Below are 15,588 nucleotides of genomic sequence, written 5' to 3'. Positions count from 1 at the left end.
GACATGACCTCCTACGCCATCACCCAGACCTGCTGCAGCGATGCCACCTGTGTCGCCGCCTGCCCGGTCAACTGCATCCACCCGACACCGCAGGAGCGGGCCTTCGGCAGCACGGAGATGCTGCACATCGACCCGGCCACCTGCATAGGCTGCGGCGCCTGCGCCGACGCCTGCCCGGTCGAGGCGATCTTCCCGGTGGACAGCCTGCCCGTCGCACAGCGGGAGTACGCCGCGATCAACGCGGCGTACTTCGCGGACCAAACGCCCGAACCGGTCCCGGACGGGCCGAACTTCCATGCCTGGGACGAGCCGACCTTCCCGCGCGTCCTGCCGTCGGACTTCGCGCCGCTCAAGGTCGCCGTCGTCGGCACCGGCCCTGCCGGGATGTACGCGGTCCAGGACCTGCTCCTGCACACCAGTGCCGAAGTGACCCTGATCGACCGGCTGCCGGTGACCGGCGGTCTCGTGCGCTTCGGAGTGGCACCGGACCACCCCGCCACGAAGAAGGCCGGCGACACCTTCGCGCGGTTCCACACGCATCCGAGGGTGCGGATGCATCTCGGGCTCGACGTGGGCACCGACGTCACCGCGCAGGAGCTGGCCGCCCACCATGACGCCGTCATCTACGCCGTGGGCGCGGCGGCCGACCACACCCTGTCCGTGCCGGGCGAGGACCTGCCGGGCAGTATGTCCGCGAGGGCGTTCGTCGCCTGGTACAACGGCCACCCGGACGCCACACCGGACGCGATCGACCTGTCCGCCGAGCGCGTGGTCGTCGTCGGCAACGGCAACGTGGCCCTCGACGTCGCGCGGATCCTGCTCGCCGACCCCGACGGCCTCGCCCGCACCGACATCGCCGACCACGCGCTGGCGGCGCTGCGGTCCGCGAAGGTGCGCGAGGTGGTCCTGATCGGGCGGCGGGGACCCGAGGACGCCGCGTACACCAAGTCCGAACTGCTCGCCCTCAAGCACGTACCGGGCCTGGACCTGGTCGTGGACGACCATGACCCCCGGATCGCGGCCGCCATCGACGAAGCGGACACGGCGACTGATCCGAAGGGCCGGGCGGCCCTCCTGCGAGGCGTCACACGTGACCGCGTCGACTGGGCGCAGGCGCCTGCTCCGGGACGGCGGATCGTGCTCCGCTTCCACACCACCGCGGTGGAAATGCTCGGCGAGGAAGCCGTCGAGGGCGTGCGCGTCGCGCAGGCGTCGGGAGAGCGGACGATCCGGACGGGCATGGTGCTGCGCGCCATCGGCTACCGCGGGGTGCCGGTTGCCGGACTGCCTTTCGACGAGGCCACCGGTACCGTCCCGCACGACGGCGGCCGGGTGACCGGAAAGGCCGGCACCTACGTCGTGGGCTGGATCAAGCGGGGCCCCAGCGGCGGCATCGGCGCCAACCGCACCTGCGCCGCCGAGACGGTCACCACGCTCCTGGCCGACGCGGTCGCCGGCGCACTGCCCGCCCGGCAAAGCGGCCCGAAGGCCTTCCACCGGCTCGCCCGGCGCCGCAGCCGAAAGGGAAGTGCCGTGCTGAGCCGGTAGAACGGCTCACTTCGCGCGGGCCTCGGCCAGGGTGTGCGCGACCAGGGCGTTGGCGTGCCCGTGCCCCAGGCCGTGCTCCGTCTTGAGCCAGCCGACCAGCTCCATGTGCTTGGTCAGCGGAGAGGAACGGATGAGGTCTTTCCACTCCGCGATCGGCCGCCCGTACTTCTTCTCGATCGAGGGAAAGTAGCTGGCAGGGCCCTTGGTGGCTTCGGTCATGGTGGCGTCGTCCCGTCTCTCGCAGTGTGGTCGCCAGTAAGACAGGTGGAAAGCGATCAAGTCATCGCCGGTCCGGGGTGTCGTGGATCACATTCCGGCCGGAGCGGCCCCCGGCGGCGTCCGGAGCGGGCTGCCCTGGGCGAGCGGTCCCGCCTCGTAGTCCTGCCTCGCGAGCGATTGGCGGGGCCGGACGGCCGGGCTTAGCCTGGAGAGCGGTGAACGCCCCCGTTCACTGCCTGACTGACACACCGGCACTCCCATGACGGGCTCTCCTGCGACATCCTCGGAGCCTGCCGCCGCCCCGGAGCGGGGCAGCGGCAGCGGTATCGCACTCCTGGTCATCGCCTCGTGCCAACTGATGGTGGTCCTCGACATCACCATCGTGAACATCGCCCTGCCGCACATCCAGACCTCGCTCGGCTTCTCGACCGAGACCCTGTCCTGGGTGATCAACGCCTACACGCTGACCTTCGGTGGTCTGCTCCTGCTCGGCGGGCGCCTCGGCGACATCCTCGGGCGCCGCCGGGTCTTCATGTTCGGCGTCCTGCTCTTCGTCTTCGCCTCGCTGCTCGGCGGAGTCTCCCAGGAATCCTGGCAGTTGCTCGCGGCGCGCTCCCTGCAGGGTGTCGGCGGCGCCATCGCCTCGCCCACCGCCCTCTCGCTGATCACCACGACGTTCTGCGAAGGACCCGAGCGGAACAGGGCGTTCGGCGTGTTCGCGGCCGTCTCGGCGGGCGGCAGCGCCATAGGGCTGCTCGCGGGCGGGCTGCTCGTGGAGTGGCTCGACTGGCGCTGGGTCCTGTTCGTGAACATCCCCATCGGCCTGCTCATCGCCGTCGCCACACCCCGCTACATCCGTGAGTCCGAGCGCCACCCGGGACACTTCGACATACTCGGCGCTCTCACCTCCACGGCGGGCATGGTGCTGCTCGTCTACGGCTTCATCCGTGCCTCCGAGGACGGCTGGAGCGACAGCGTGACCATCGCGGCCTTCGCCGCGGCCGTCGTCCTGCTCGGTCTGTTCCTCGCCGTCGAACGCCACTCGCGGCAGCCCATCACCCCCCTGTGGATGTTCCGCGACCGCAACCGCGCCGGTGTCTACGGGATGATGCTGTGCCTGGCCGCGGCCATGTTCGGCATGTTCTTCTTCCTGACGCTCTTCGTGCAGAACATCCTGGACTTCAGCCCGCTGCGCGCCGGTCTCGCCTTCCTGCCGGTGAGCGCGATCATCGCGGTGGGCGCGGGACTCGCCTCGCAGCTGCTGCCCAAGTGGGGGCCCAAGCCCTTCATGGTGGTGGGCGCGACGCTGGCCGCCGTGGGGCTCGGCTGGCTGACGCTGACCGACGTCGACAGCACGTACGTGGGAAGCCTGCTCGGCCCCCTCCTCGTCTTCGGCTTCGGCATGGGCATGCAGTTCGTGTCGCTGACGCTGATGGCGGTGTCGGGCGTGGAACCACAGGACGCCGGAGCGGCCTCCGGGATCCTCAACGCCACCCAGCAGGTGGGCGGTTCGCTCGGCCTCTCCGTCCTCGTCACGGTCTTCGGCACGGCCAGTCGCAACGAAGCCACGGACCGGGTCCCCCGCTTCCTGGCGGAGGCGAGCCGGGCCGAGCAGCTGGAGTTCCGCAGGACGGGACAGCTGCCGGGGCGCTGGGGCGACCAGGTCCTCGCCTCCGGCATCTCCGGTTCCTTCATCGCCGCGGCCGTCTTCGCCGTCGTCGCCGCTCTGATCGCCCTGCTGGTGATCCAGGTGAGGCCCGCGGACCTGGAGCGACTCCAGGGCGGCGGCGTTGTGCCGGCGCCCGCCGCGGACGCGCCGGAGCGGGACGATTCCTCTCCCCGCGAGGGCCCTCCCGCGCCCGGCTGAAGCCTCCCGTGCAGAGCCTGGCGCGGCGGCCCCGGCAGATGGCCTGATTCCCTTGGTGTGCACGCGAGTTGATTGCGGGCAGACGTAGTATGACCAGCCGGTCGGGGACCGGAGCGGTGGGGGCGGCGCGCGGGGCAAGGACCCATGGAGACGGGCTTGAACACGGACACCGACTACCGCTTGCTGGGCCCTGTCGAGGCGTGGCGTGCGGGCCGCCGTCTGAGCCTCGGCGGACCCAAGCCGCGGGCACTGCTCGCGGCGCTGCTCCTGGAGCCGGGGCGCGTGGTGTCCGTCGACGCGCTGATCGACGCCATCTGGGGCGAGAGGCCGCCGGACACGGCACGCTCCCTGATCCAGTCGTACGTCAGCGCACTGCGCCGCGCGCTGTCCGCCGATGCCATCGAGACCCGGCCGCCCGGCTATCTGATCCACGTGGACGCCGCCCTCGTCGACCGCGTCGAGTTCGAGCGCCTCGCCGTACAGGGCAGGCAGGCGGCCGCCGAAGGAGATCATGGCGCTGCCGCCCGCCTGCTGGGGGAAGCCCTCGCCCTGTGGCGCGGCCCCGCACTCGGCGGGATCGGCGAGACGCTGCGGGCCGTCGCCGACCAGCTGGACGAGGCGAGGCAGGCGGCGCTGGAGGAGCGGATCGCCGCGCAGCTCGCCCAGACGGGAAGCGAGAGGGACCTGGTGGCGGAACTCACCGCACTGGTCTCCAAGCACCCCACGCGAGAGCGCCTGCGCGGTCAACTCATGCTCGCCCTCTACCGGTTGGGGCGCCAGGCCGAGGCGCTCGCGGTCTACGCCGAGGGCCGCGACGTCCTGACCGAGGAGCTCGGCATCGACCCGGGCCCCGACCTCAGACGGATGCACGAGGCGATCCTGCGAGCCGACGAAGAGCTGCTGCCCGCCGCTGCGGGCCCTGCCGAGCCCGCCCTCCGGGAGGCCGCCGCCACCCCGGTGGCCGCCCTCCTGCCGCCCACCATCGGCGACTTCACCGGCCGGGACGCGCAACTGGCCGACGTGCGCGCCGCGCTGTCCGGGCCCCGCGAGGCCATGCCGGTCGTCGTGCTGTCCGGGCCCGGCGGTGTCGGCAAGTCGACCCTGGGGGTGCGGGCGGCCCACCAGGTCGCCGACGCGTACCCGGACGGGCAGCTGTACGCCGAACTGCGCGGCGCCACCGATCCCGTGGCGCCCGGCGAAGTGCTTGGACGGCTCCTGTACGCCTTGGGCGCTGATCCGCCCGACGGGGACGCCGAGCGGCGCGACCTCTTCCGCAGCCTGGTCTCCGGACGTCGCGTCCTGCTCGTTCTCGACGACGCGGCCAGCGAGTCCCAGGTGCGCCCGCTGCTTCCGGGCAGCGCCACCTGCGGGGTGCTCATCACCGCGCGAGCCCGCCTCGGCGCCCTGCCCTGCACCCACCGCACCGATCTCGACGTGCTCGACACGGAGCCGGGGACGGAGCTTCTCGGCCGCGTCGCGGGGGAGCGGTACCTCAGGGACGAGCCGGACGCCGCCCGGCGCATCGTCGAGCTGTGCGGCGGACTCCCGCTCGCCATCCGGATCGCCGGCGCCCGTCTCGCCACCCGCCGCCACTGGACCGCGCGCATGCTCGCCGACCGGCTCGCCGACGAGCACCACCGCCTGGACGAACTCGCCGTCGGCGACCTGGAAGTCCGGGCGGGTCTCGGCCTGAGCTACCGGGCCCTGGACACCCCCGCCCGCACCGCCCTGCGCCGCCTCGGCCTGCTCGCCGCGCCCGATGTCGCCGCGTGGGTGGTGACCGCCCTGCTCGACGTGGAGGAGGCCGCGGCCGACCGTGTCGTGGAGCAGCTCATCGACGCGCAGCTCCTGCACTGCACCGGCGTCGACCGCGCGGGCCAGCCCCGCTACCGGCTGCACGACCTGGTCCGCGTGTACGCCGCCGAGCGCGCCGACGCCGAGGACCCGCCCGCCGAACGGGCCGCCGCCGTCGGCCGCGCGCTTGGCGCCTGGCTCTGGCTCACCGGCCTGGCCGCGTCCGCCACACCCTCCGGCGCGGTCGAACTGCACCGCGGGCTCCTGGACTCCACCAGCCCGAACGGCGCCCCCCGCTCCCTGCGGCAGCTCGTCCGGCCCGTCGGACCCGAAGCCACCGGGCGGGCGCTCGCCGACCCGGCCGCCTGGTTCGAGGCCGAGGCCGACGCGATAGCCGCCGCCGTCGAGCGCGCGGCCGCCCTCGACCTGCACACCCTCTCCTGCGAGGCCGCGGCGGCGCTGTGTTCCTCCGCCTACACGGTCGGCAACCGCTTCGAAGCGTGGTGGCGCACCCACGACGCGGCCCTCGCCGCCGCGCGCCGCGCCGAGGACAGGGCGGGGGAGGCCCTGTTACTCATCGGCCTGGGCCAACTCCGTTACGAACAAGACCGGTTCCCCGAATCCCAGGGCTACTTCAAGCAGGCGGCCGGCCTCTGCGCCGAACTCGGCGATGTCCGTGGCCAGGCCGCCGCCTTCGCGGGGCTCGGCAGCGCGCTGCGCGAAGCGGGACGGCTGCGCGCGGCGCAGGAGACGCTGGTGCGCGCCGTCGACGGATTCCGCGCACTCCACGACGACCCCGGGCTCGGCCTGTCCTGCCGCTACGCCGGATCCGTCCAGCTCGAACTCGGCGACTTCGCCGCCTCCCGCTCCTTCCTCGACGAATCGCTGCGGGCCTATCGCAGGCTCGGCAGCCGCCGCGGCGAATCACTCACCCTGCGCTCGCTCGGCCTCGTCCACCGGGCCCTTGGCGAGTACGTGGCGGCGGAGGAGCTGTCCGGGCGGGCGGTGGACCTGCTGAGCACACTGGGGGACCCGCTCATGCTCGCGTACGCCATGCAGGCGCGGGCCAAGGCCCGGATCAGGCTGGGGCGCCTCGCCGAAGCGGAGGCCGAGATCCGCGACGTACTCGACACCTGCCGCGGTCACCGTGACCGCTTCGGCGAGGCGCTGGGCATGCGCACCCTGGGCGAGTGCGAGCTCGCCGCGGGCCGCCTGGACGCCGCCGAACAGCACCTGCTCGTGGCCGCCGCCCTCTGGAACGACCTGGGGCTTCCCCTGCCACGCGCCCGCACCCTGCGCGATCTCGCGGCGGCGCGCGAGGCCGCGGGGGACAGGGCCGCGGCAGGCGCACTGCGTGCCGAGGCACGGGAGGTCTTCACAGCGTACGAGGCACGCGAACGGAACGAGCCGGGGCTCTGAGCCCGCCTGAAACGGCTCCCTGTAATCCGCTCGCCCCGGACTTGCAGAGAATTTACAGCGGGCCGCGTCATCCTTTGGTTGTCGGCGGGTGAACACGCCGGCGGCAACGGGGGATCGCAGGAAACAACGGGGGACTCAGCGGAATTCATCGGGGGAGCACGGGGGAAGGCCACTGATGCCTCGTACGGCCCACACCACCGACACCGTCGGTCGTGTGGGCCGCTCGTCGCGTAGAGCCCCTGCCACGGCACGGAGGGGACTTCGGGGGCGGGCGGCAGCCCGTCCCCGGAGCTGTGCCCGCCACCGTCGCCACGAAGGGGCAGACATGTCGTCGATCATCCTCATGAACGATCCCAGAGTCGTCGGCATGCCGGTCCACGACTGCGGCGACGCCCTCGTGGACCTGCGCCAACTGCCCTTCGTGGACGTCGACGACCGCCTCGCCGACCCGGAGGGGGCCTACGCCCAGCTGCGTGAGGGCGTCGCCTGGCGCCTGGCCCGCGCCGCCAGGCTGCTGCCCGAGGGCCTGCGCCTCCTGGTCACGGAGGGGTACCGGCCGCTGGCCCTGCAGATCCAGTACTTCGAGGAGTACGCCGCCGAACTGAGAGCAGGCAACCCCGACTGGTCGGACGCCTACCTCCAGCAGCAGACGAGCCGCTCTCTCTCGCCGCCCGACGTGGGCCCGCATGTCGCGGGCGCCGCGGTCGACCTCACCCTGCGCACCGCGTCCGGCACCGAGCTCGACCTCGGCACCCCGGTGAACGCCAGCCCGGAGGAGAGCGACGGTGCCTGCTACATGGACAGCGCCCTGATCTCCCCGACGGCCCGCCGCAACCGCCGCACCCTCACCGCGGCCCTCGCCACCGCGGGCCTGGTCAACTACCCCACGGAGTGGTGGCACTGGTCCTACGGCGACCGCTACTGGGCCCTCACGACCGAGGCGCCCGCCGCGCTGTACGGGCCTGTGACGCTGGGCGGTCCGGCGACCTGAGGCCCCATCAGTCCTGACCGCCGCGCTCCTTCCTCCGGCCGTCCCGTGTTCCTCCGGCCATCCCGTGGCAAGAGCCGTCAGTAGTGCGGCACGATGACGACCGGGCATGTGGAGTGATGGATCGCCGCGTGCGCGGTCCGTCCGAGGTGCGCCCCGACAGGGACACGGCGGCCGATGACCAGCAGGCAGGCCGTCGAGGCCGCCTTGACCAAGTAGTGGCCGGCCAGACCGTGCACGAGCCGGTCGGTCACCTGCGTCCGGGGGAACTTCCGTCGCCAGGGCGCGAGTTCGGCGGCCAGCTGCCGAGCCTTCTTCGGCATCGGGTCGATGGCGTCGGCGGAGGGGACCAAGGGGGCGGTCCAGACGTGCACGACATGAAGCGGCGCCCGGCGTGATGCCGCCGCGTCGAAGGCGTACTCCAGCAGTTCTTCGCCGGGACGGGCCAGATCGATGCCGAGCACGACCGGGTGCCCCGGGTCGGCCGTCGAACCCGGGTGGGCGTTCTCGGGGAAACGCCCCACGCCCACCACAGCGGTGGGACAGGAGGCGCGTGCCGCGACGGCCTGCGCGACCGAGCCGACAAGGATCCCCGTGATCGCGCCGGTGCCGTGCGAGCCGACGACGAGCAGAGCCGACGAGGCGGCCGCTGCCAGCAGCGCGCCCGCCGGTGATCCGGTGACCTGCTCGTCGAGGATCCGCAGGGTCGGGTGGACGCGTGACAGGTGCTGGACGGCGCGGCCGAGAGCGCCGGGTTCGCGGTCGTACGGGTCGTCGGTCTCCGGCAGGCGGCTGCGTTCGGGCAGCGGGGCGCAGGCGTGGACGACGTGGAGGGGCAGGTCACGACGCAGGGCTTCGTGGGCTGCCCAGCCTGCGGCGGCCAGGCTTCCGGGTGAGCCGTCGACACCGGCCGTGATGGTCTGCTGCGTGGACATGGTGCGCACCTCCGCGTTGCGGTCGGGGCGGCGGCCGGTCCAGGCCCGGGCGGCGTCCTTGGGGAAGGCGGTGCCGTGGGCACGGAACCGGGCGTGAGGCGGGGAGCGGGTGTCGGCCAGGGGCCGGCGGACGGCAGCGGCGCGGACGGCGTGGTGGCAGTGCCGTCGTGGGGCAGACGCAAAGTGCCCGGGCGGGGCGGCGCCAAACGCGGCCGACGGCCCACGAGGCGGGCTCGCCCGCATGCCACCAGCTCCGGCGTGCCCCCGGCAGCCCCACATCACCGCATCGTCGTACTGCCGCGTCACGGCTTGGCCGTACGGCCACCCATGGCCGCGTTGACTTCAGGTCGGTGCGGGTGACCGACCAGGGTCCGCACAGTCATTCATCAGGCCATCAGGCCATCAGGCCATCAGGCCATCAGGTCAGAACGTCGCCCATAACAGGGACCAAGTCCGGACGGCAACGGGTCGGACACCAGCGGTGGTTGACGTTCTTGTGGCGTCCGCCGCCATTCTGCCCCGCTCGCGGCGGCTCCTACGGTTGCCGGCACCCCCAGCGTCCAGGTCCGCAGCACGAACGGTCGGGCCCTGGGGTCGCGTGATCCGCTCCGGAGACCGCGCCGCCCTCCGTCGGGAGCCGCCATGCCGTCGTACGCGACACGACTCGACCCGCAGTCCGAAGGACCCCCTCCCCGCGTGACACGGAGGGGAAAGTGGCGCCGGGCCCTGGGACGGGTGACGGCCGTGGTGAGCCTGGTCGTGACCGCGGCGGTGTTCGCGCCCGCGTCCTCGGCGCAAGCGGCACGAGAGGTACAAGCAGCACAAGCAGCACAAGCGGCCGTTGCCCTGGAGAAGATCGGCAACTTCGGTGCCAACCCTGGCAGTCTGAACATGTACGTGTACCGGCCGACGACCCTGGCGGCGAACCCCGCCGTGGTGGTGGCCCTGCACGGCTGCAGCCAGAGCGCGCAGCTCTACGCCGACAACGCGGGCCTGACGAAGTTCGCGGACCGGCACGGCTTCCTGCTCGTCTTCCCCGAGCAGACGTCCGCCAACAACAGCAGCAAGTGCTTCAACTGGTTCCAGCCGGGCGACACGCGGCGCGGACAGGGCGAGGCCGCCTCGATCCGCCAGATGGTCACGCATGCCGCTTCCGCGTACGGCGCCGACCCCGGGCAGGTCTACGCCACCGGCCTGTCGGCCGGGGGCGCCATGACCTCGGTGATGCTCGCCGCCTACCCCGACGTGTTCGAGGCGGGCGCCGTGGTCGCGGGTCTCCCGTACGGCTGCGCCGATGATGTGCTGTCCGCGTACAGCTGCATGAACCCGGGCGTCGACCGGACCCCTGCGGCCTGGGCGGGGGCCGTGCGTGAGGCCAACCCCGGCCATACAGGCCCCTGGCCGCGGGTGGCGATCTGGCACGGGGACAACGATCCCACCGTCGCCAAGAAGAACGCCGACGAGCTTCGTGACCAGTGGACCGCCGTCCACGGCCTGGACCAGAGTCCGGATCGCACGTCCGTCATCGGCCCCAACTCGACCCGCAGGGAGCAGTACCTCGGCACGGACGGGACCGTCGCCGTGGAGGTCGACCGGGTGCCGTCCATCGGCCACGGCACTCCGGTCGACCCGGGAACAGGCGCGACGCAGTGCGGCGGGACCGGCACGGCGAACTTCATCGACTCCATCTGCTCCAGCCACTGGATCACCGGCTTCTTCGGCCTGGACGGCTCCGCTCCCGACCCCGGCGGACTGCCCGCTCCGAGCGGCCTGGCCGCGACCGGCGCGACCGACACATCCGTCACCCTCAACTGGAACAGCGTCGCCGATGCCACGTCCTACGCCGTCTACAGGGACGGCGCCCGTGTCGCCACACCGACCGGCCCCGCGTTCACGGACAGCGGTCTCAGCCCCGGCGGCAGCCACACCTACAGCGTGGCCGCCCGTGACGCGGGCGGCAAGGAAGGGGCGCGGTCCTCCCAGGTCACCGCCTCCACCACGGGATCCGCCGCCAAGTGCTGGACCGCGAACAACTACCAACAGGTCCAGGCCGGACGGGCCACCACCAGCGGCGGCTACACCTACGCCAAGGGCTCGAACCTGAACATGGGCCTCTACAACACCGCCGTCACGCACACCCTGAAGGAGTCACCGGCCGGCTACTACGTCATCGCCGACGGCACCTGCCCCTGACGGTCCCGAGCGGCAAAAGGCAGCGGTGGGGGTCGGCAGCCATCCGTGGGCCGGAGGCCCGACTTCCTCAACGACCAGTCAAAAAACGCCGAGTTGACCTAAGATCGCCACGCTCCCCATTCGTAAGGGAGTTCGGTGCGTGCGGGGAGGGTTCGTTCGTCGTGGTGAAGGTGTGCAGGATCGCCGGGGCAAGTAGGCCGTGGTGAGCCGCCTCAAGCGCGGGTCGGTGGGCCGCGAGGCAGTGGTCTGGCTGATGGCCGTGACCCTCGCGATCGTGGGCGCGGTGCTCGCCGCCCTGGACGCAGCGGCTCAGTGGCGGCAGGTCCTGGCCGGCGGCTGCGCCGCGGTCGCGGTGCTGTTGCTGGCCTGGGTCCTTGTGCTCGTCCGTCAGCTGTCCGCCGAGCGGGCGGACCGGGCCCGCCAGGAGCGGCTCGCCACGGCCCGGGAGGCCGAGGTCACGCACCTGGCCGGTGTCCGGCTCCCGGCGATCGCGGAGCGCGTACGTGCGGGGCAGCGACTGGAGGGCGTGCCGGGGCCGTTGACGTCGCCGACGGAGACCGGCGAGGAGTTCTCGCGGGCCCTGTCCGCGGTGGCGGTCGCCCTGGGGTCGGACGAGGCGGTGCGCCGCGAACGCGGCCTGCGCGACTCGGTGCAGGCCGCCTTCGAGTCCGTCGCACGCACCATGCACGCGATGGCCACGGTGCAGCAGCAGGTCCTCGACCGGGTCGAGCGCTCCATCGACGACCCGCACCTCATGGGCGAGGTGATGAAGGCCGATCACGCGGCCGCGCAGATGACCCGCAAGGCCCAGACGCTGCTCGTGATGTGCGGGATCTGGCCCGCCCGCAGGGAGACACGTCCGGTCTCGCTGTACGACTGCGTACGCGGCGCACAGTCGCGCATCGTGGAGTACAGCCGGATCGAGGTGCACGGCGGACAGACGCTGTACGCCGTGCCACCCGCGGTGGAAGGGCTGATGCACGCCATCGCCGAACTCCTGGAGAACGCCACGGTGTTCTCGCCCTCGCGCTCCCAAGTCGTCGTCACCATCCGCGAGGTGGGAGCAGGGGCGGTCCTGGAGATCGACGACGCCGGGCTCGGAATGCCGCCGGACGTGCTGCACCGGGCGATGGGTCAACTCCGCGACGACCAGGACCTGGCCCGGCTCGGCGCGGTGCCACGCCTCGGTCTGGCGTGCGTGGGCCGCTGGAGCCGGGAGCTTGGCTTCAACGTGGAACTGAGCGGGGCGTCGGCCTACGGCGGCACGCGTGCGGTGACGTTCGTGCCGTTCCGCCTGCTGACCGAACCCCCTTCGCAGCTCACGGGAGCTCATCGGGCGAGCGCTCAACCGCGGCAGCCCGCCGAGCCGGAGCCCGCGGCCGTGCCCGCACGGCAGCCGACAGCCCCCGGCGGATCGCCGAATTATGCCGACGCGCAGCCGCACGCGCAGTCACACGCGCAGCCGCACGCGCAGTCACACGCGCAGCAAGAGCCGCACGAACAGCACGCCCCGGCCGAGCACGCCGAGCCGCCCGTCCGGACCGCACCGGCCGTGCCTCCGGCGCGCGAGACGGCGGCCGGTCTGCCCCGGCGGCGCAACCGGCGTCAGGCGGCCTCGGGCGCTCACCGCAGGCCGGGCCCGGAGCACCGGCAGGCGCCTGTGCCCGCGCCCACGACTCCCTGGACGCCGGAGGCGGCGCGCGCGTCGATCGCCAGCGTGGTGTCCGGTTCACTGCGCGGCCGGGCGGCCCTCGACGCGGACCAGCCCGCGGCACGCGAGGTGAACCCGCCGGCCGAGCCCCCGCCGGCCGTGCCACCGACCCAACCCCCCATCCGTGACGAGCATGACGGAGGCCGGCAGTGACCGGAATCATCACCCCCCTTCCCGACCTGGGCTGGATGCTCCGCCCGCTGATCGAGATCCCAGGGGTCCGGCACAGCGTGGTGGTGTCCGAGGACGGGCTGCGGCTCGGACACGCCTCCGCCGAGAACCTCTCAGGCCCGGTGTCCGAGCTGAGCGTCGCCGAAGCCGAGTCCCTCTCCGCGGCCTGTGCGGCGATGACCATGACGGGCCGGTCCACGACCTCCCTGCTCTTCGGCTCGGGCGCCGGCGTACGGCAGTTGATGCTGGAGTCCGACCACGGGTTCGTGCTGTTCACGCACGCGGGCATCGGCGCGCACCTGGGGGTCGCCACCGACCTGCAGGCCGACGTCGGCCTGGTCGCGCAGCAGATGCAGCTGCTCGTGGTGAAGATCGGCGCGCACCTGAGCAGCCAGCCGCGGGATCCGGCCGCCGCGGCGTCATGACGGAGCCCCGGCCACAGGAGCCGACGGCCTCGGCGGTCCGCCCGTACGTGATCACTCGCGGGCGGGCGGCGGCCGACACCGAGGCGCTGGCCTGGGAGTCCCTGGTGATGGCGACCGACGCGGCGTTTCCCGCGTCGCTCCAGCCCGAGCACCAGACCATCCTGGCGCACTGCCAGGGACTCCTCTCGGTGGCCGAGGTGGCCGCCCACATCGGCCAGCCCCCCTCGGTCGTACAGGTGTTGCTCTGCGATCTCCTCGAATGGGGGCTCATCGTGACCCGCCCGCCGGTGCCCCCGGCCGAATACACCGATGTGACCATGCTCAGAAAGGTCCTCCATGGTCTCGAAAGCCGCCTCTGACGCACCGTCCCAGGCTCCGCGACCGCCCGGCTCCACAGTCGGTGCCGCCACGGGGGCCGGGTCCGGCAAGTACCTCACCTCCAGCGTCGCGGGCGCCGCCAAGATCCTGGTCGTCGGGCCGCTCGGAGTCGGCAAGACCACCCTGATCGGCACCGTCTCGGAGATCAAACCCCTGTCCACCGAGGCCGTCATGACCCAGGCGGGCGCCCGGGTCGACACCTTCGTGGCCGACGGCAAGACGACCACGACCGTGGCCCTGGACTTCGGCCGGATGACCATCGACGGGGAACTGGTGCTGTACCTGTTCGGCACCCCCGGTCAGCAGCGCTTCCTGCCCGCGTGGCGGGACCTCGCCAAGGGCGCGCTCGGCGCTCTGGCCCTGGTGGACACGCGCGACCTGGAGGCGTCCTTCGACGCCCTGGGCAACCTGGAGGAGCTCGGGCTGCCCTTCGCGGTGGCCGTCAACATTTTCCCCGGCAGCCCGCGGCACAGCGTGGACGACCTGCGCGCCGCCCTCGACCTGCTGCCCGGCACCCCCGTGGTGAACTGCGACGCACGCGACCCCGCGTCCTCGGTCCGGGCCCTGATCGCCCTCGTCCAGCACCTCATCCACGTCGCCACGGAGACCTCATGACCTCGCCACCCGCCGCGGCCGGGCCGCCCTCCGCCCGCTGCCCGGTCACCGGGGCCCCGGCGCCGGCCGCCGCGCTCCACGGACCCGACCTCGACGGCGACGCCATGCCCGCCCTGTACGAGCGTCTGCGCGGCGCCCACGGGCCGGTGGCGCCCGTCTCCATCGCCCCCGGAGTGGACGCCTGGCTCGTCATCGGCCACCGCGAACTGCTCCAACTGACCCGCGATGAGCAGGACTTCTCGCACGATCCACGCCGTTGGAGCCTGCTCAGGGAAGGCCGGGTGCCCGCCGACTCACCGATCCTGCCCATGGTCGGCTGGCGTCCCGCCCTGCTGTTCGCCGACGGACAGCAGCACCGCAGGATGCGCGCGGCCGTCTCCGCCGCGCTGGCCGGGATCAACGGCCACGAACTGCGGCGCTCCGTGCGGGCCGCCGCCGAGCAGCTGATCGTGTCGTTCGCGGAGCGCAGCGAGGCCGACCTGGTGGCCGACTACGCGCGCAAGCTGCCGATGCGCGTCATCACCGCGCTGCTCGGCGTGGACGACCAGACCGGTCGGCACCTGGTCGAGGCCGTCGCCGGCACGGTCGCCGCCACCAGCGCGTCCGCCGACGCCAGCAAGCGCATGGGCGCGATCCTGCTGCAGTTGATCGAGGAGAAGCGGCGCCGCCGCGGCAACGACATCACCTCGGCGCTGCTGCACCACCCCGCCCGGCTCACCGACGAAGAGGTCCTGCACAACCTCGTGGTCATGTTCGTCGCGGGCAACCAGACCACCGTCAACTGGATCGCCACCACCCTGCGCATCCTGCTGTGCGACCCGCAGTTCCGTTCCTCGCTCACCGGCGGCCACCTCAGCGTGGACGACGCGCTCGACCTGGTCCTGTGGCGTTTTCCGCCCACGCAGAACTTCCCCGCCCGCTACGCCACCCGCGACATGACCTTCGGCGGACAGCCGATCCGTACCGGTGACATGCTCATCCTCGGCCTGGCCGGTGCCAACGCGGACCCGCGGATCCTCCCGGAGGACGGCGCACCGGTCGTGGGCAACCGCTCGCACCTGGCCTTCGGCGCGGGCCCGCACATCTGCCCCGCCCAGGACCCGGCCCGGCTCATCACCCGCACCGCCGTGGACACGATCCGCCACCGGCTGCCCGACCTCGAACTGGCCATCCCGCAGGGCGACCTCGAGTGGATCAAATCGCCCTGGAGCAAGGGACTCGCCGCGCTCCCCGTCCACTTCACCGCCCCCGTCCTGCCGCAGCATCCCGCCCCGACGCCGGAGCCGCACGCCGTGCTCTGACCCGGACACACCGCGCCCCCGCAG

12 protein-coding genes are annotated in these 15,588 nt (G+C 72.7%); 10 read left to right on the top strand and 2 right to left on the bottom strand.

Annotated elements, in window-relative coordinates; all coding sequences use genetic code 11:
* Positions 1–3: 3 nt before the first annotated feature.
* Positions 4–1,548, top strand: a complete 1,545-nt coding sequence (locus AB0I94_RS22730; protein ID WP_363311411.1) for an FAD-dependent oxidoreductase — start codon at positions 4–6, stop codon at positions 1,546–1,548.
* A gap of 6 nt (positions 1,549–1,554) precedes the next feature.
* Here the strand turns inward: AB0I94_RS22730 and AB0I94_RS22725 are convergent, their stop codons facing one another.
* Positions 1,555–1,767, bottom strand: a complete 213-nt coding sequence (locus AB0I94_RS22725) for a DUF4287 domain-containing protein (protein ID WP_363311410.1) — start codon at positions 1,765–1,767, stop codon at positions 1,555–1,557.
* Between the two features lie 259 nt (positions 1,768–2,026).
* Between AB0I94_RS22725 and AB0I94_RS22720 the strand changes: the two genes are divergently transcribed.
* The 3 genes from AB0I94_RS22720 (at position 2,027) to AB0I94_RS22710 (ending at position 7,838) form a co-directional block, all read left to right on the top strand.
* Positions 2,027–3,634: an MFS transporter gene (locus tag AB0I94_RS22720; protein ID WP_363311409.1), complete on the top strand. Its 1,608-nt coding sequence runs from the start codon at positions 2,027–2,029 to the stop codon at positions 3,632–3,634.
* Between the two features lie 156 nt (positions 3,635–3,790).
* The gene (locus AB0I94_RS22715; protein ID WP_363311408.1) at positions 3,791–6,847 is read left to right on the top strand and encodes a BTAD domain-containing putative transcriptional regulator; all 3,057 of its coding nucleotides are present in this window, start codon (positions 3,791–3,793) and stop codon (positions 6,845–6,847) included.
* Between the two features lie 325 nt (positions 6,848–7,172).
* On the top strand, positions 7,173–7,838 hold the full coding sequence (locus tag AB0I94_RS22710) for a M15 family metallopeptidase (protein WP_363311407.1): 666 nt from the start codon (positions 7,173–7,175) through the stop codon (positions 7,836–7,838).
* Between the two features lie 77 nt (positions 7,839–7,915).
* Here AB0I94_RS22710 and AB0I94_RS22705 read toward each other — a convergent pair whose 3' ends face one another.
* Positions 7,916–8,770: a universal stress protein gene (locus AB0I94_RS22705; protein ID WP_363311406.1), complete on the bottom strand. Its 855-nt coding sequence runs from the start codon at positions 8,768–8,770 to the stop codon at positions 7,916–7,918.
* Between the two features lie 642 nt (positions 8,771–9,412).
* On the opposite strand from AB0I94_RS22705, the gene AB0I94_RS22700 reads away from it, so the two are divergent.
* The 6 genes from AB0I94_RS22700 (at position 9,413) to AB0I94_RS22675 (ending at position 15,564) form a co-directional block, all read left to right on the top strand.
* On the top strand, positions 9,413–10,963 hold the full coding sequence (locus AB0I94_RS22700; RefSeq protein ID WP_363311405.1) for a PHB depolymerase family esterase: 1,551 nt from the start codon (positions 9,413–9,415) through the stop codon (positions 10,961–10,963).
* A gap of 253 nt (positions 10,964–11,216) precedes the next feature.
* On the top strand, positions 11,217–12,827 hold the full coding sequence (locus AB0I94_RS22695) for an ATP-binding protein (protein WP_363311447.1): 1,611 nt from the start codon (positions 11,217–11,219) through the stop codon (positions 12,825–12,827).
* Positions 12,824–13,270 carry a roadblock/LC7 domain-containing protein gene (locus tag AB0I94_RS22690; protein WP_363311404.1) on the top strand — a complete coding sequence of 149 codons (447 nt, stop codon included), beginning with the start codon at positions 12,824–12,826 and terminating at the stop codon, positions 13,268–13,270. The genes AB0I94_RS22695 and AB0I94_RS22690 overlap by 4 nt, the downstream gene beginning before the upstream one ends.
* Positions 13,267–13,629 carry a DUF742 domain-containing protein gene (locus tag AB0I94_RS22685; RefSeq protein WP_363311403.1) on the top strand — a complete coding sequence of 121 codons (363 nt, stop codon included), beginning with the start codon at positions 13,267–13,269 and terminating at the stop codon, positions 13,627–13,629. Before AB0I94_RS22690 ends, AB0I94_RS22685 begins: the two co-directional genes overlap by 4 nt.
* Complete coding sequence (locus AB0I94_RS22680) at positions 13,607–14,263, top strand: ATP/GTP-binding protein (RefSeq protein ID WP_363311402.1); 657 nt, start codon at positions 13,607–13,609, stop codon at positions 14,261–14,263. The genes AB0I94_RS22685 and AB0I94_RS22680 overlap by 23 nt, the downstream gene beginning before the upstream one ends.
* Positions 14,260–15,564: a cytochrome P450 gene (locus tag AB0I94_RS22675; RefSeq protein ID WP_363311401.1), complete on the top strand. Its 1,305-nt coding sequence runs from the start codon at positions 14,260–14,262 to the stop codon at positions 15,562–15,564. Before AB0I94_RS22680 ends, AB0I94_RS22675 begins: the two co-directional genes overlap by 4 nt.
* Positions 15,565–15,588 lie beyond the last annotated feature (24 nt).

Origin of the sequence: Streptomyces sp. NPDC050147, assembly GCF_040660195.1 — a bacterium.
In the GTDB taxonomy this organism is placed as follows: Bacteria; Actinomycetota; Actinomycetes; order Streptomycetales; family Streptomycetaceae; genus Streptomyces.
This window is presented reverse-complemented; position numbering and strand designations above follow the sequence as displayed.

Coding starts and splice junctions, on each gene's coding strand:
- AB0I94_RS22730 (WP_363311411.1), top strand. CDS start 4: ATGACCTCCTACGCCATCACCCAGACCTGCTGCAGCGATGCCACCTGT.
- AB0I94_RS22725 (WP_363311410.1), bottom strand. CDS start 1,767: ATGACCGAAGCCACCAAGGGCCCTGCCAGCTACTTTCCCTCGATCGAG.
- AB0I94_RS22720 (WP_363311409.1), top strand. CDS start 2,027: ATGACGGGCTCTCCTGCGACATCCTCGGAGCCTGCCGCCGCCCCGGAG.
- AB0I94_RS22710 (WP_363311407.1), top strand. CDS start 7,173: ATGTCGTCGATCATCCTCATGAACGATCCCAGAGTCGTCGGCATGCCG.
- AB0I94_RS22705 (WP_363311406.1), bottom strand. CDS start 8,770: ATGTCCACGCAGCAGACCATCACGGCCGGTGTCGACGGCTCACCCGGA.
- AB0I94_RS22700 (WP_363311405.1), top strand. CDS start 9,413: ATGCCGTCGTACGCGACACGACTCGACCCGCAGTCCGAAGGACCCCCT.
- AB0I94_RS22695 (WP_363311447.1), top strand. CDS start 11,217: ATGGCCGTGACCCTCGCGATCGTGGGCGCGGTGCTCGCCGCCCTGGAC.
- AB0I94_RS22685 (WP_363311403.1), top strand. CDS start 13,267: ATGACGGAGCCCCGGCCACAGGAGCCGACGGCCTCGGCGGTCCGCCCG.
- AB0I94_RS22680 (WP_363311402.1), top strand. CDS start 13,607: ATGGTCTCGAAAGCCGCCTCTGACGCACCGTCCCAGGCTCCGCGACCG.
- AB0I94_RS22675 (WP_363311401.1), top strand. CDS start 14,260: ATGACCTCGCCACCCGCCGCGGCCGGGCCGCCCTCCGCCCGCTGCCCG.